We start from the raw sequence: 15,219 nt of genomic DNA, 5'->3' as shown, positions 1-15,219 counted from the left end.
TAACTCTCGGTATATTGACGAATGAAGAGATGGCTACGTCGCATTGGGTGGACGCTACTGGTTTTGGTCGTGGTATTGCCACTGGCCTTTTTAGCCGCAGATAAAATTTGGCCGCTGCCAATCAAGCAGATTGAGATGGCACGCACGGTCGTCGCGGGGGATGGGACTCCGTTATGGCGCTTTGCCGATAAAGAAGGAATTTGGCGTTTCCCCGTTAAATTAGATGAGGTCTCGCCAGAATATATTGACGCGTTATTAACCTATGAAGATCGCCATTTTTACCAGCATCTGGGGGTTAATCCATTTTCATTAATGCGTGCAGCTGGGCAGTTAGTGAGCTCTGGGCGCATTGTCTCTGGGGGCAGCACCATCTCAATGCAGGTGGCAAGGCTGATTGACCCACATGAGCGTACGTTTGGCGGAAAACTCAAACAGTTATGGCGTACCGCACAGCTGGAATATCACTATTCCAAAGATGAAATCCTCGAAATGTATCTTAACCGTGCGCCTTATGGGGGCACGATTGAGGGCATAGGTGCTGCCAGCTGGGTTTATTTGAATAAATCCCCCGCAAAATTAACCGCAAGTGAAGCAGCATTATTTGCGGTTTTACCCCAAGCGCCAAGTCGTTTAAGACCTGATAGATACCCAGAACGGGCGCAAGCAGCACGAGATAAAGTACTCGACAGATTGGCTGAATACCAAGTTTGGAGTACTGAAAAAGTCAATGAAATTAAGCAAGAGCAAATCTGGCTTGCCCCACGTAAAAATCCGCATTTAGCGCCATTATTGGCACGTCGGATGGTTAAAGATTCCCAAGAATCCATCGTGGAAACCACCATTGATGCTAGCCTGCAAAAGCAGCTTGAAGATATGGCGATGAACTGGAAAAACCAATTACCCAAGCAAACTTCATTAGGATTGCTGGTGGTTGATCACACGGATATGAGCGTGAAAGCGTATATCGGGTCGATTGATTTTCAGGATGATAGTCGCTTTGGTCACGTGGATATGATCAGTGCATGGCGCTCGCCCGGCTCAACACTCAAGCCATTTTTATATGCGCTGGCCATGGATGACGGCTTGATCCACGCCGAATCACTGTTACAAGATGTGCCTCGTCGATTTAATGATTATCGTCCCGGTAACTTTGATAGCGGCTTTAATGGCCCTGTCAGTGTGAGTGATGCGTTAGTGCGCTCATTAAACTTGCCTGTTGTGCAACTGCTGGATGTGTACGGCAGTAAGCGTTTTGCCGCTCAATTACGTAATGTGGGCACAGAACTGCGTTTCCCAGTTGGTGGAGAACCTAACTTGTCGTTGATCCTCGGGGGAACGGCGGCACGAATGGAAGATTTAGTCTCAGCTTACAGTGCATTTGCTCGCCAAGGTGAAGTTTCTCCACTGCGTTATCGACCGACAGATGTTATCCGCGACCGCAAGTTGATGTCTCCGGGTGCCGCGTGGATTGTTCGCCGGATTATGGCAGGAGAAGCCCGTCCAGTCCCTGATGCTAACTTATCGGGGCAGCCAAATCTTGCCTGGAAAACAGGTACCAGCTACGGCTACCGCGATGCTTGGGCGATTGGTGTAAACCCTCGTTATACTATCGGGGTTTGGGTTGGTCGCCCTGATGCGACACCTGTTGCAGGGCAGCTCGGCTATGCCACAGCGATCCCAATTATGAACCAAGTGAATAACATGCTGCTGACGCGAATTTATCAATCTCGCGAAGTGCTCCCCAAAGATTCAAGGCCAGCAAGTGTTAGCCAAGCCGTGATCTGCTGGCCGGGGGGAACCTCATTACTGAAAGAAGATAGTAATTGTCGCCAGCGCCGTTTGAGTTGGATTTTAGACAATACGATTCCACCAACACTCATGGCTCGGGATCAAGAATCCTCTCTTGGACTCAGGCAAAAAGTGTGGGTGAATGATCAGGGGTTACAAGTAGCACCAGATTGCCCAAATGCCCAAGAAAAAGAGATCCATTTATGGCCGATCACGGTGGAATCATGGTTGCCATCCAGTGAAAAACGGGTAAATCGACTGCCTAAGCCGGATGCAGTTTGTCCGCCGTTAAATCTTGAAATGCCGCCACTCTTAATTTCAGGGATCCGCGAAGGGGAGGTTCTCCAGCGTTTACCTGGAAAAACCAGTTTAGACCTGCGTTTACTCACGCAAGGTGGACAAGGGCAAAAATGGTGGTTTTTAAACGGTGAGCAAGTGAACAATACAGAGCAAAATGGGGCAATTTTGCTGACGCTCGAAAAAAGTGGAAACTACCAAATATCGGTCTTAGATATGAGCGGACAGGTTACAGCTATCAACTTTAAGGTGAAGTAATAGCATAAAACGATGACTTAATTAAAAATCTAGAATTTTTTGCTATAAAAAGATTAACAAAATGTTGATGTGACTGTAGGAAATTGTAATCCAAGCCCCTATAATCAACGCCCTATTTTTCTGCTTCCTAACATCAGGAATAGAAACAATATAAAAAACTACAACAGGCACATATTCTTGGTTCTTCATATGCCACTCTTGAAATCCTAGTGGAAACATTGGGTTAAATAAGAGAAACAAAGCAGAGAATAAAGAGTAAAAGTCAAGTCAATCGCTAAGAGGTTATTTATGGCTGTTCAACGTACATTTTCTATCATCAAACCAAACGCAGTTAAGAAAAACGTAATCGGTGCAATTTACAACCGTTTTGAAAGCGCAGGCTTCAAAATCGTTGCGGCTAAAATGATGCACCTGACTCGTGAACAAGCTGAAGGCTTTTACGCTGAGCACAAAGGTCGTCCTTTCTTTGATGGTCTGGTTGAATTCATGACTTCTGGTCCAATCATGTTACAAGTGTTAGAAGGCGAAAACGCAATCCAACGTCACCGTGACCTGATGGGCGCAACTAACCCAGACAACGCATTAGCGGGTACTTTACGTGCTGATTACGCAGACAGCTTTACTGAAAACGCAACTCACGGCTCAGATTCAGAAGAGTCTGCTGCACGTGAAATCGCGTATTTCTTCGCTGCTGATGAAATCTGCCCACGCTAAGGCGTTCTCAATAATGCATTAGCGTTATTGTTATAATATTTGTACAATATGTCGCCCTGTTAATCATTGCGTTAACAGGGTGATTTATTTTTTAGTCGTCCCGACTAATCGCAATCCCAATTTACGTCGTGCTTTTCGCACTGCCGAAAGTGTAATAACGAGGCAAACTCAATGTCTGATATGACTACCAATGCACAATGTGCAACTCCTTCTGCTGTATCTGCTGTGCCAGAAAAAAATGGGCAGCTAGAAAAAAGCGGTCAAAAAATTAACCTGCTAGATTTAAACCGCAAGCAGATGCGCGAATTTTTTGCTGAGCTCGGCGAAAAACCGTTCCGTGCAGACCAAGTGATGAAGTGGATTTACCACTATTGCTACGATGATTTCGAGCAAATGACCGATATCAATAAGGTGCTACGCGCGAAATTAACAGAAGTCGCTGAGATCCGAGCACCTGAAGTTGCTGATGAACAACGTTCATCCGATGGCACGATTAAGTGGGCTATTAAAGTCGGCGATCAATTAGTTGAAACTGTGTATATCCCTGAAGCTGATCGCGCAACACTGTGTGTCTCTTCCCAAGTTGGCTGTGCATTGGAATGTAAATTCTGTTCTACAGCACAGCAAGGTTTTAACCGTAACTTACGTGTTTCCGAAATCATCGGGCAAGTTTGGCGTGCGGCTAAAATCATCGGTTCACTGAAATCTAGCGGTCGCCGTCCTATCACCAACGTGGTGATGATGGGGATGGGGGAGCCGTTATTGAACTTAAATAACGTGGTTCCAGCGATGGAGATCATGTTAGATGATTTTGGTTTCGGTCTGTCAAAACGCCGCGTGACCATTTCCACTTCAGGGGTTGTTCCTGCTCTGGATAAGTTAGGCGATATGATTGATGTCGCACTGGCCATTTCTCTGCACGCACCAACGGATGATGTGCGTGATGACATCGTACCAATCAATAAGAAATATAATATCGAAACATTCTTAGCTAGCGTGAATCGTTATTTAACGAAATCCAATGCCAATGCGGGACGTGTCACAGTTGAATATGTGATGCTTGATCATATTAACGATAGCGTTGAACAAGCTCACCAACTTGCGGAATGTTTGAAAAACACACCAAGCAAAATCAACTTGATCCCATGGAACCCGTTCCCAGGAGCGCCATATGGTCGCAGTTCCAACAGCCGAATTGATCGATTCTCTAAGGTATTGATGGAATACGGTTTTACAACTATAGTTCGCAAGACTCGTGGTGATGATATTGATGCTGCATGTGGGCAACTGGCCGGGGATGTTATTGATAGGACGAAACGTACCTTGAAAAAACGCCTTGCTGGGGAACCTATCCAGGTAAAATCAGTCTGATATATAGATAATATCTAATCAGTGAGTTAGGTTATAATTCGGGGTGTTTTATGGTTAGGCAAAACGCCCTGGTTCGCCTACAATAGTTAAAGCGACATATAATCTCTATCGTTGTAAAAAACAATGTTATTGGAAACTATATTGTTGAAAACTATGACGTGCTCAGACGGGTAAAGTAGCATGAAGTCTGCTTTATATTTATTAAACTTGGAAACAGTGTTGCCAGCTAATGACTATCGAAAATAATACCGAACAAACTTCTATCACTGTAGGACAATTATTATCCCGAGCGCGTGAGCGTATGGGACTAACGCAAGAAACAGTTGCGGAACGACTGTGTCTTAAAGTGAGTACGGTAAAGGAAATAGAACAAGATATTCATCCTGCGGGTGTAGAGCCAACGTTTTTACGTGGTTATATTCGTCTGTATGCACGCATGGTCGGAATTACTGAAAACGATATTGCCCCATTCTTAAAAAGTGATGTTCCCGCGCAGTCTCCCAATGTTTCCCCAATGCAAAGCTACTCATTAGGCAAAAAGCGTAAAAAACGCGAAGGTTGGCTAATGAAATTGACGTGGCTGATCGTCATTGTGCTTATCGCGATGGTGGGTATTTGGTGGTGGCAAGAGCATAATGCGCAACAGAAAGACCTATTAACCATGGCGAACCAAAATGAAGCGTTGGTTCAACAAAGTAATAGCGAACCCGTAAATAATATTGCAGTTGATATGCCACTTGTCACTGACAATAGCGCTGCGCAAACCGATCCGCTGGTTGATCCTGCACCTGTATTGGCAGACACTCAATCAGCAACGAATACCGACGCAGAAGGTGTGAGAACGATCCCGCTGCCAAATGCGCCGCAAACAACGCCTTCCGTAGACAGAGCCCAAGCAGATGCTTCTCAAACAACAGATATGCCAGCCGCAACAGGTAATGGTTTAACGTTAAGTTTCTCGGGTCAGTGCTGGTTAGAAATTCGTGACGCAAATAATAAAGTGTTATTCAGCGGCATGAAAAATAGTGGCGATAAACTTGAGCTTGATGGTGCGCAACCTTACCGTTTAAATATTGGGGCTCCGGCGAATGTCACGGTGCAATTCCAAGGTAAAGACGTTGATTTAAGCCGCTTTATCAAAGCGAAACGTTCCGCGAAATTTAAGCTGCCAGAAGCATAAAAATGTAACGAATTGAAAGAAGCAAACTCTATCCTAAAACACTCTTTGTGATAGTTTATAGTTTGCTTTCTTGTGTATAGTGGGGCGCGTTAAAGCAATGACCATACACTATGCCATGATATTAAAGAGCGCCATGGTATTAAAATGAGTACATGGATGTTCGGAGAATTAAACAAAAATGCATAACGAATCACCAATCAAAAGACGCAAATCCACCCGTATTTATGTCGGTAATGTTCCTGTTGGCGACGGCGCACCAATCGCTGTTCAATCAATGACCAATACCCGCACAACCGATGTCGAAGCAACTGTTCGCCAAATTAAAGCCCTTGAACGTGTTGGGGTAGATATTGTGCGCGTATCGGTACCCACGATGGATGCGGCAGAAGCCTTTAAATTAATCAAACAGCAAGTTGATGTCCCTCTGGTCGCTGATATTCACTTTGACTACCGTATTGCCCTAAAAGTGGCGGAATACGGTGTTGATTGCCTGCGTATCAACCCGGGAAATATTGGTAGCGAAGAGCGAATTCGCCAAGTAGTTGATTGCGCTCGTCATTACAATATCCCTATTCGTATTGGCGTCAACGGCGGCTCGCTGGAAAAAGATATTCAAGAAAAATACGGTGAACCGACACCTGAAGCATTGGTTGAATCAGCCATGCGTCATGTGGATATTCTGGATAGATTGAACTTTGATCAATTTAAAGTCAGTGTGAAAGCCTCTGATGTATTCCTTGCCGTGGGCTCTTATCGTCTGCTGGCTCAAAAAATTGACCAACCACTTCATCTCGGTATTACTGAAGCGGGGGGTGCGCGTTCAGGTTCCGTGAAATCAGCTATCGGTTTAGGTATGCTGCTCTCTGAAGGTATTGGGGATACATTGCGTATTTCGCTTGCCGCCGATCCAGTAGAAGAAGTGAAAGTGGGCTTCGATATTCTGAAATCACTGCGTATTCGTTCCCGCGGTATTAACTTTATTGCTTGCCCAACATGCTCACGCCAAGAATTTGACGTGATTGGCACAGTGAACGCGTTAGAGCAGCGACTTGAAGACATTATCACGCCAATGGATGTGTCTATCATCGGTTGTGTTGTGAATGGTCCTGGTGAAGCTGAAGTGTCTACATTGGGTGTCGCGGGTGCGAAAACCAAGAGCGGATTCTACGAAGATGGTGTTCGTCAAAAAGAGCGCTTTGATAATGACAATATCATTGATCAGCTAGAAGCTAAAATTCGAGCCAAAGCGGCAATGATGGATGAAAGCATGCGAATAAATGTTAATCAAATAGATAAATAATATTTAGAAACTGGCTCATCATGAGTCAGTTTTTTTATTTATTACCGTGATTAGCAGTGTTAATCGCGGTCATTTTTTCTTAAAATTACGCCATAGCGACCAAAATCAACAGATAATTCCCGATTCCACGGTGGTTTTGCAGTTTGTTGATTGAACCTGATGACATTTCGCTCTTATAATCGACCTTATGTAATTCTGAAAATAGAGAAATAAAGTGGGAAAAAATATCCAAGCCATCCGAGGCATGAATGACTACTTGCCAGCAGATACTCGAGTGTGGCAAAAAATCGAAGCAACATTGAAAAATATTTTACAGGGTTATGGTTTTAGCGAAATTCGTACCCCGATTGTAGAGCAGACCCCGTTATTTAAACGGGCGATTGGTGAAGTGACTGACGTTGTTGAAAAAGAGATGTATACCTTCAACGACCGTAATGAAGAGAGCCTCACACTGCGCCCAGAAAATACCGCAGGTTGCGTCCGTGCCGGTATTGAGCATGGTTTGCTGTACAATCAGGAACAGCGCTTATGGTATTTAGGGCCAATGTTCCGTTATGAGCGCCCACAGAAAGGCCGTTATCGCCAATTCCACCAGCTAGGTGCTGAAGTTTTTGGTCTGGCAGGCCCTGACATTGATGCGGAAGTGATCTTAATGACCGCGCGCTGGTGGCGTGCGCTTGGGATCAGCGAGCATGTCACTCTGGAGCTCAACTCAATTGGTTCACTAGAAGCGCGTGCAAATTATCGTGATGCGCTGGTCGCTTTCCTTGAGCAGCATAAAGATAAGCTGGATGAAGATTGCAAACGTCGTATGTATAGCAATCCTCTGCGCGTATTGGATTCTAAAAACCAAGACGTTCAAGCATTATTAAATGATGCGCCAGCGCTGTTTGACTATCTGGATGCGGAATCTCGCGAACACTTTGATGGCCTGTGCAAATTATTGGATAACGCGGGCATTAAGTACCGAGTTAACCAACGCTTAGTGCGCGGTTTAGACTATTATAACCGCACTGTATTTGAGTGGGTGACAACTGCGCTAGGTTCCCAAGGTACGGTCTGTGCGGGTGGTCGTTATGATGGTCTGGTAGAACAACTGGGCGGTCGTGCAACACCTGCAGTTGGCTTTGCAATGGGTATGGAGCGTATGGTTCTGCTGGTTCAAGAAGTGAATCCAGAGTTCACCGCAGATACCTCCGTTGCTGATGTGTATCTGGCTTCTTTTGGTGAAAACAGCCAACAAGCTGCATTGTTAGTTGCAGAAAAAGTGCGTGATGAACTGCCAACTCTGCGTTTAATGACTAACCACGGCGGCGGTAACTTTAAGAAACAGCTCGCGCGTGCCGATAAGCAAGGGGCAAAAATTGCTCTGATCTTAGGTGAAGACGAAATCAATAATAGCCAAGTGACGTTGAAAGATTTACGTACTGGTGAGCAAGAAACTATTTCACAGCAACTAATGGCATCGCGTATCGCCACGCTGTTAGGTTAAGGAGAGACAAGTGGAAGTCTATACAAACGAACAAGATCAAGTTGAGGCGATCAAGCGTTTTTTCGCTAACAACGGCGTTGCTTTAGTGGTTGGACTGGTTATTGGTGTCGGTGGTGTGTTTGGTTGGAACTATTGGCAATCACACAAGTCGAATGTGTTGCAAGAAAGTGCAGCAAAATACGAAGCCGTCAATACTCAGTTACGTTCAGGTTCAGCGGAAGGTATTCAAGCTGCACAAAAATTTGCAGCAGAAACTAACGACGTTTACAGTGCAATGACTGGGCTGGAACTGGCGCAAGTTTTTGCTGATAAAGGCGATTTAGCAGGTGCTGAGAAAGCACTGACTGACGCATTAGCGAAAGCAAAAACCGTTGATTTGCAAGATGTGATTAACCTGCGTTTAGCGCGTATCCAACTTGCACTCGGTAATGCAGATGCAGCGCTCGCTTCAGTTGCAAAGATTCAAGGTAAGTCATGGCAAGCTACGGCACAGGATGTCCGTGGGGATGCTTTACTCCAGAAGGGTGATAAATCCGGCGCTAAAGCGGCATACACTCAGGGGTTAGAAAGTGAAGGTTCTCAATCACTCAGAGGCATTTTGACTCTGAAATTGAACAACGTATCTAATTCATAAGAAGAAAGGAAACGACACACTATGCAGTTGCGCAAAACTCTTTTGGTAGGCCTGGTTGCTTCAGCTTTACTTGCCGGTTGTTCCAGCGAAACTGATTCTATTGTGATGGCGCCATTACCACAGGTTGAGAATCAATTTACACCTTCAATTGTTTGGGATAAGTCCGTTGGTAATGGTGTTGAGCAGTTTTATTCTGAACTCTCTCCAGCATGGGATGGCTCGGCAGTTTATGCTGCGGATCGCAAAGGTTTAGTTAAAGCGCTTGAGCTTGAAAGCGGCAAAGAGCTGTGGTCTGTCGATTTATCGAAACGTACTGGTTTTCTTTCTGCCAATTTATCTGCGTTACTGTCTGGTGGTTTGACCATCTATGATGACAAAATTTTCATCGGCACTGAGCGTGGTACAGTTATCGCGCTGAATAAAGAAAACGGTGAAGTGCTATGGGATGTGGAAGTGGCGGGCGAAGCCTTGTCCAAGCCTGTCGTGAGTGGCGACATGGTGGTTATCCACACGAGCAATGGTCAATTACAAGCACTAGATACAGCGACAGGCGCGATTAAGTGGACAGTGAATATGGATACGCCATCACTGTCATTACGTGGTGAGTCTGCGCCTGCGGTTGCATTCGGTGCGGCTATCGTTGGTGGTGATAACGGTCGAGTGAGTGCGGTTCTGTTGTCTCAAGGTCAGCTGATTTGGCAGCAACGTATCTCTCAAGTCACCAGCTCAACAGAAATTGGTCGTTTGAATGATGTGGATATGACGCCAGTTATTGATGATGGCAAAGTTTATGCAATTGCTTACAACGGCACATTAGCGGCGCTGGATATGCGTTCCGGTCAGATGTTGTGGAAACGTGATTTGGGCTCTATCAACGACATGGTGTTATCGGGTGATAACTTATATTTAGTTGACCAAACGGATCGCGTTCTTTCTGTTCGTAAGAGTGATGGCGTGACGTTATGGACTCAAGACCAGCTGCTTAACCGCGGATTATCGGCACCAGAAGTTTATAATGGCTACATCGTTGTGGGTGACAAAGAAGGTTATCTTCACTGGTTAGATACCAGCACAGGTGGCTTTGTGGCTCAAAATAAATTGAACAGTTCAGGGATCCACAGTCGCCCAGTGATTGCGAGTGATAAACTGATGGTCCAGACAAGAAACGGAACAGTTTACCTGTTAACACGTTAATTTTCTGACAAGCAGACAATTTATCGATAAAATAAACGGTTCCTGAATACAGGGGCCGTTTCGTTTTTTTGTTTTCTGAGTTTAGCCTCAGAATTCTATTAGTTAATTAAAGTTGTGAGGCACTGAAGAATGATACCCGTTGTAGCGCTGGTTGGGCGTCCAAACGTAGGAAAATCCACGTTATTTAACCGATTAACCCGTACCCGTGACGCACTTGTAGCGGACTTTCCCGGTCTGACCCGTGATCGTAAATATGGTCGTGCAGAAGTTGAAGGGCACGAATTTATTATTATCGACACTGGTGGTATCGATGGTACAGAAGAGGGCGTAGAAACTCATATGGCGGCTCAGTCGCTTCAAGCGATTGAAGAAGCGGACGTTGTTCTCTTCATGGTAGATGCAAGAGCAGGTTTAATGCCCGCTGATGAAGGCATCGCTAAGCACTTACGTAGCCGCAAGAAAAAAACGTATTTAGTTGCCAACAAAACTGATGGTATTGATGCCAATATTGTTGTTGGTGATTTCTATTCACTGGGTCTTGGGGAAATTTACCCTATTGCCGCTTCTCATGGTCGTGGTGTCACTCAGTTAATTGAGCACTCTTTAAAACCTTTTATTGAGGTTGAAGACGACGAAGTCGAGCTCACTGATGAAGAAGCTAACGCGGCCTACTGGGCTGAGATGGAAGCGGAAGGTGAGTTCTCAGAAGACGAAGAAGATGATTTCGACCCAAGCACGTTACCTATCAAACTGGCTATCGTAGGGCGCCCAAATGTGGGCAAATCCACCCTGACTAACCGTATTCTTGGTGAAGACCGCGTGGTCGTCTTTGATATGCCGGGTACCACCCGCGACAGTATTTATATCCCAATGGAGCGTGATGAGCGTGAATATATTCTCATCGATACCGCTGGGGTGCGTAAGCGCGGTAAAGTGACTGAAACTGTAGAAAAATTCTCAGTGATCAAGACACTGCAAGCAATCGAAGATGCTAACGTCGTCTTACTGGTTATCGATGCTCGCGAAGGTATCTCTGACCAAGATTTATCGTTACTAGGATTCATTTTGAACGCAGGCCGTTCATTAGTTATTGCAGTGAATAAATGGGATGGCATGAAGCCGGAAGATCGCGAGCATGTCAAAGATATGCTGGAACTGCGTCTTGGCTTTGTGGATTTTGCCCGTATTCACTTTATCTCTGCACTGCACGGTAGCGGTGTAGGTAACTTGTTTGAATCTGTGCAAGAAGCGTATGAATCAGCGACTCGTCGTGTTGGTACTGCGCTGTTAACGCGCATTATGAAAATGGCGGAAGATGAACATCAGCCACCATTGATCCGTGGTCGCCGTGTGAAGATGAAATATGCGCATGCGGGGGGGCATAACCCACCAATCGTTGTGATCCACGGTAACCAAGTTTCTGATTTACCAGATAGCTATAAACGTTATTTAATGAACTATTTCCGTCGTTCATTAAATGTGATGGGAACGCCAATTCGTATTCTGTTTAAAGAGGGCGAAAACCCTTATGCGGATAAGAAAAATAAACTGACGCCAACCCAATTACGTAAACGTAAACGTCTGATGCAGCACTTGAAAAAACGTTAATCGCCAACTGTTAGCGCGATAAACAGACTAAAGCCGTAACCCGTTTAGGTTGTTACGGCTTTTTACTATTATTTGTTAGCTCGCCACAGCCCTAAAATTTAAGTTGTTTTAATGACTGAGGAAAACCATGGAAATCAATTCAACCACACGCCTGAATAAATACATTAGCGAGAGCGGTATCTGCTCTAGACGTGAGGCTGATCGTTATATCGAGCAAGGTAATGTGTTCATTAACGGTAAACGCGCAGGCATTGGCGACCAAGTTTCTGCTGGAGACGTGGTGAAGGTCAATGGACAGTTAATTGAGCCACGCAATGAAGAAGATTTAGTCTTGATAGCGTTGAACAAGCCTGTTGGGATTGTTAGCACCACCGAAAGCGGCGAAAAAGACAACATTGTGGATTATGTCAACCATAGTACCCGCATCTTCCCGATTGGCCGCTTAGATAAAGATTCTCAAGGTTTGATCTTCCTGACGAACCACGGCGACTTAGTGAATAAAATCTTACGTGCAGGTAATGATCACGAAAAAGAGTATATCGTCACAGTCAATAAACCAGTGACCGATGAATTCATTCGTGGCATGGGCGCGGGAGTGCCAATTCTCGGTACCATGACGAAGAAATGTAAAGTCAAAAAAGAAGCGCCGTTTGTTTTCCGCATCACACTGGTTCAAGGTTTAAACCGCCAAATTCGTCGTATGACTGAACATTTTGGTTACGAAGTCACGAAATTAGAACGCGTGCGGATTATGAATGTGAGGCTCACTGGTATTCCTGTGGGTGAGTGGCGCGACTTAACCGATGATGAGCTTATCGAGCTGTTTAATTTGATTGAAAAATCAGAGTCCGATGTTAAACCTAAAAAAGCGGCGAAACCTCAAGCACGTAGCGGTAGCGGGAAAACAACGGGAAAACAAGGCGCGGGTAGCCAAAAGCCGAAAGCAAATGCGGAACCGCCGAAAAAGAAATTTACCCAGCCAGGACGTAAAAAGAAAAAACGTTAATTGGGTAAATGACGAAATAAAAGATATTGAAGTGAGAAAAGGCTGAGGATGAGTTACCAAAAACTCGTGTGTACTTGGCCTTTTTTATTATGATTTTAGATCAACGGTTTAGATAAAAGTCAGCCTCTCTGTGGGCCGACAATGGTGTGAAAATCACAAATTACACTTCATTTTTATTGAACTTGTAGCCCAACATCTAGCCAGCTTTGGCGTGTTGCCAATTCAATTTGATCACCAAATAGGTTTTTCGCTGAATGAATTGTTGCTTGAGCAAATTCAATAAATGTCGCAGTATTCGAGACGCTTGGATCCGATACCGCTGCAACCCAGATTTTCCCTGCTATTTCCCACGAATAACCACCTAATTTTGTTGCCAGTAAATAGAAGGCTTTGTTTGGAATGCCTGAGTTAATATGCACACCGCCATTATCAACATAGCGAGGTAAATCGCGATATTGGTCCATATGTCCCACTTGTGGGTCATTATTTGATTTAGTGAAATAGTAAGCGGTACCAGGTTCTTTCATTGAGCGTAATGCCGGACCCTTTCTCTTATCAATGAACAAATTCTCACCCAGCAACCAGTTAGATTGTGTCGCAGTTTGTTTTAGAACATATTGTTTGACCATGATGCCTAAAACGTCAGCCACCGATTCATTTAACGCACCAGATTGATAGACATAGTCAAAATCAGCTTGTGAACCAATGTATCCATGAGCAAGTTCATGGGCGATTATGTCAATATCGTTGTAGAACGGGCCAAAAACAGTTCCATCACCATCCCCAAAGAAAATAGCTTGAGAATTCCAAAATGCATTGGAGTAGTTTTTGTCATAATGGATAACCGCATTGATATCAGCATCACAACCAAACATTTGGTCAATATTGAGTTTCTCCTTGAGGAATGAACGGATCAGTCCAATAGCTGCGAACACGCGATGTGCCGGTTCAGTCGGCGCCACCTTATCCTCTTCTCGCATAATAACGGCGAAATCATTATGTGCCATATGCTCATCAGCTGGCATTTCTTCGCGACGGCAAATCGGTAAGCTGGAGTGGTTGTGAGTGTAGTTTTCTACACGTTGTTGGGCATCACGGATCACTCGGTTGTAGGTACCACCAGTGATATTACAAGCGCTAGCCAATAATTGACGTTGATAGCTCGCATCTTCTTCAGTGTAAGTGCGGCTCATAATGTCATTGATATGAAATAGGGTTGATTTCAAATCATTGCATTGGCTTTCTTGATAGAAGTGAGAGATTAAGCTAGGTGATAATAGTGAACGACCAAGTATCTGATTCATTTATAACTCCATTTTGTTTGACGAAATGGAATCATAAACGGTTGTGATTTTATTGTAACTACATGATAATTAAGTAATTAAATCAATATCTGCTAATTTTTATTATGAAAATCAGCAGATAGAAATCTGATTAATTACAAAAGTTTGTATTATTTATTGTGTGTGAGCCAATCTTTACCGGTGATCAAAAAATCGGTATACAGCTTAGCTTCTGGGCTACCCGCTTCTGGGTGATAATCATATTCCCAACGTACTAATGGCGGCATAGACATCAAGATGGACTCTGTGCGCCCACCACTTTGCAAGCCAAATAGTGTGCCTCTATCCCAAACAAGGTTAAATTCCACATAGCGTCCACGACGATAAAGCTGGAATTGGCGTTCACGCTCACCCCATGGGATCTCTCGACGTTTTTCGACAATTGGTACATAGGCTTGTAAAAAGCCATTGCCGACATCCTGGGTGAATGCAAAGCAAGACTCAAAGTCCCATTGGTTGAGGTCATCGTAAAATAATCCGCCGATACCGCGAGGCTCATTGCGATGTTTTAAGAAGAAATAGTCATCACACCACTGTTTGAATTTAGGGTAAACCTCTGTTCCATAAGGGGTGCAAAGTTCATTGGCGACGGTATGCCAATGGAGTGCATCCTCTTCAAATCCATAATAAGGGGTTAAGTCGAACCCACCACCAAACCACCATACAGGATCGGCACCTTCTTTTTCAGCAATGAAAAAGCGCACATTGGCATGCGTAGTCGGTATATAAGGGTTGAGAGGGTGGATAACTAATGAAACGCCCATGGCTTGGTAGCTACGTCCTGCTAATTCCGGGCGATGTGCTGTCGCTGAAGCGGGCATTTTTTCACCTTTAATATGTGAAAAATTCACGCCGGCTTGTTCAAAAAGTGCGCCTTGGGTTAAGACTCGGCTGCGTCCACCACCACCTTCAGTGCGTTCCCAAGTTTGTTCAAGGAAGGTTTCTTTGCCATCTAATTCTGTGATTTTTTGGCAGATGGTATCTTGCAAGCTTTGCAAATAGGCTTTTATGCGATCAATGTCTGGGTAATTCAT

General features: G+C 44.6%; 12 protein-coding genes. 10 read left to right on the top strand and 2 right to left on the bottom strand.

The features are described from left to right. Positions 1-21 precede the first annotated feature (21 nt). The 10 genes from pbpC to rluF all read left to right on the top strand — a co-directional run bounded on the left by pbpC (position 22) and on the right by rluF (position 12,842). Positions 22-2,343 (top strand): peptidoglycan glycosyltransferase PbpC, encoded by a 2,322-nt coding sequence (pbpC, locus tag GKR48_RS17315; RefSeq protein WP_154628961.1) that lies wholly within the window; start codon positions 22-24, stop codon positions 2,341-2,343. A gap of 288 nt (positions 2,344-2,631) precedes the next feature. Then, a complete protein-coding gene (gene ndk / locus GKR48_RS17310) occupies positions 2,632-3,057 on the top strand; it encodes a nucleoside-diphosphate kinase (protein ID WP_006658631.1) in 426 nt (141 codons plus the stop codon). Between the two features lie 171 nt (positions 3,058-3,228). Further along, complete coding sequence (locus GKR48_RS17305; protein ID WP_154628960.1) at positions 3,229-4,428, top strand: bifunctional tRNA (adenosine(37)-C2)-methyltransferase TrmG/ribosomal RNA large subunit methyltransferase RlmN; 1,200 nt, start codon at positions 3,229-3,231, stop codon at positions 4,426-4,428. Positions 4,429-4,657: 229 nt separating this feature from the next. Then, a complete protein-coding gene (gene rodZ, locus GKR48_RS17300; RefSeq protein ID WP_154628959.1) occupies positions 4,658-5,608 on the top strand; it encodes a cytoskeleton protein RodZ in 951 nt (316 codons plus the stop codon). A 178-nt stretch (positions 5,609-5,786) separates the two neighbouring features. Beyond that, positions 5,787-6,908, top strand: coding sequence for a flavodoxin-dependent (E)-4-hydroxy-3-methylbut-2-enyl-diphosphate synthase (gene ispG / locus GKR48_RS17295; protein ID WP_154628958.1), 1,122 nt, complete (start codon positions 5,787-5,789; stop codon positions 6,906-6,908). Between the two features lie 214 nt (positions 6,909-7,122). Beyond that, on the top strand, positions 7,123-8,400 hold the full coding sequence (gene hisS, locus GKR48_RS17290) for a histidine--tRNA ligase (RefSeq protein WP_132495550.1): 1,278 nt from the start codon (positions 7,123-7,125) through the stop codon (positions 8,398-8,400). 10 nt (positions 8,401-8,410) lie between these two features. Then, positions 8,411-9,034 carry a YfgM family protein gene (locus GKR48_RS17285; RefSeq protein ID WP_336431200.1) on the top strand — a complete coding sequence of 208 codons (624 nt, stop codon included), beginning with the start codon at positions 8,411-8,413 and terminating at the stop codon, positions 9,032-9,034. A gap of 21 nt (positions 9,035-9,055) precedes the next feature. Further along, the gene (gene bamB, locus GKR48_RS17280; protein ID WP_154628957.1) at positions 9,056-10,228 is read left to right on the top strand and encodes an outer membrane protein assembly factor BamB; all 1,173 of its coding nucleotides are present in this window, start codon (positions 9,056-9,058) and stop codon (positions 10,226-10,228) included. 129 nt (positions 10,229-10,357) lie between these two features. Then, positions 10,358-11,836, top strand: coding sequence for a ribosome biogenesis GTPase Der (gene der, locus GKR48_RS17275; RefSeq protein WP_154628956.1), 1,479 nt, complete (start codon positions 10,358-10,360; stop codon positions 11,834-11,836). Between the two features lie 127 nt (positions 11,837-11,963). Beyond that, a complete protein-coding gene (gene rluF, locus GKR48_RS17270) occupies positions 11,964-12,842 on the top strand; it encodes a 23S rRNA pseudouridine(2604) synthase RluF (protein ID WP_154602681.1) in 879 nt (292 codons plus the stop codon). 173 nt (positions 12,843-13,015) lie between these two features. On the opposite strand, the gene GKR48_RS17265 is transcribed toward rluF, so the two are convergent. Beyond that, positions 13,016-14,146, bottom strand: a complete 1,131-nt coding sequence (locus tag GKR48_RS17265; RefSeq protein WP_154628955.1) for a M4 family metallopeptidase — start codon at positions 14,144-14,146, stop codon at positions 13,016-13,018. Positions 14,147-14,295: 149 nt separating this feature from the next. Continuing rightward, positions 14,296-15,219 (bottom strand): oxygen-dependent coproporphyrinogen oxidase, encoded by a 924-nt coding sequence (gene hemF, locus GKR48_RS17260; RefSeq protein WP_154628954.1) that lies wholly within the window; start codon positions 15,217-15,219, stop codon positions 14,296-14,298.

This window comes from Providencia sp. wls1943, assembly GCF_009706275.1.
Taxonomy (GTDB): Bacteria; Pseudomonadota; Gammaproteobacteria; order Enterobacterales; family Enterobacteriaceae; genus Providencia; species Providencia zhijiangensis.
The sequence above is the reverse complement of the archived record's forward strand: the minus strand, read 5'-3'. Positions and strand labels throughout refer to the sequence as shown.

What these genes read in the sequence shown, in the direction of transcription:
- ispG (WP_154628958.1), top strand. Translation starts at nt 5,787, where the DNA reads ATGCATAACGAATCACCAATCAAAAGACGCAAATCCACCCGTATTTAT.
- GKR48_RS17305 (WP_154628960.1), top strand. Translation starts at nt 3,229, where the DNA reads ATGTCTGATATGACTACCAATGCACAATGTGCAACTCCTTCTGCTGTA.
- rluF (WP_154602681.1), top strand. Translation starts at nt 11,964, where the DNA reads ATGGAAATCAATTCAACCACACGCCTGAATAAATACATTAGCGAGAGC.
- bamB (WP_154628957.1), top strand. Translation starts at nt 9,056, where the DNA reads ATGCAGTTGCGCAAAACTCTTTTGGTAGGCCTGGTTGCTTCAGCTTTA.
- rodZ (WP_154628959.1), top strand. Translation starts at nt 4,658, where the DNA reads ATGACTATCGAAAATAATACCGAACAAACTTCTATCACTGTAGGACAA.
- GKR48_RS17265 (WP_154628955.1), bottom strand. Translation starts at nt 14,146, where the DNA reads ATGAATCAGATACTTGGTCGTTCACTATTATCACCTAGCTTAATCTCT.
- ndk (WP_006658631.1), top strand. Translation starts at nt 2,632, where the DNA reads ATGGCTGTTCAACGTACATTTTCTATCATCAAACCAAACGCAGTTAAG.
- der (WP_154628956.1), top strand. Translation starts at nt 10,358, where the DNA reads ATGATACCCGTTGTAGCGCTGGTTGGGCGTCCAAACGTAGGAAAATCC.
- hemF (WP_154628954.1), bottom strand. Translation starts at nt 15,219, where the DNA reads ATGAATTACCCAGACATTGATCGCATAAAAGCCTATTTGCAAAGCTTG.
- pbpC (WP_154628961.1), top strand. Translation starts at nt 22, where the DNA reads ATGAAGAGATGGCTACGTCGCATTGGGTGGACGCTACTGGTTTTGGTC.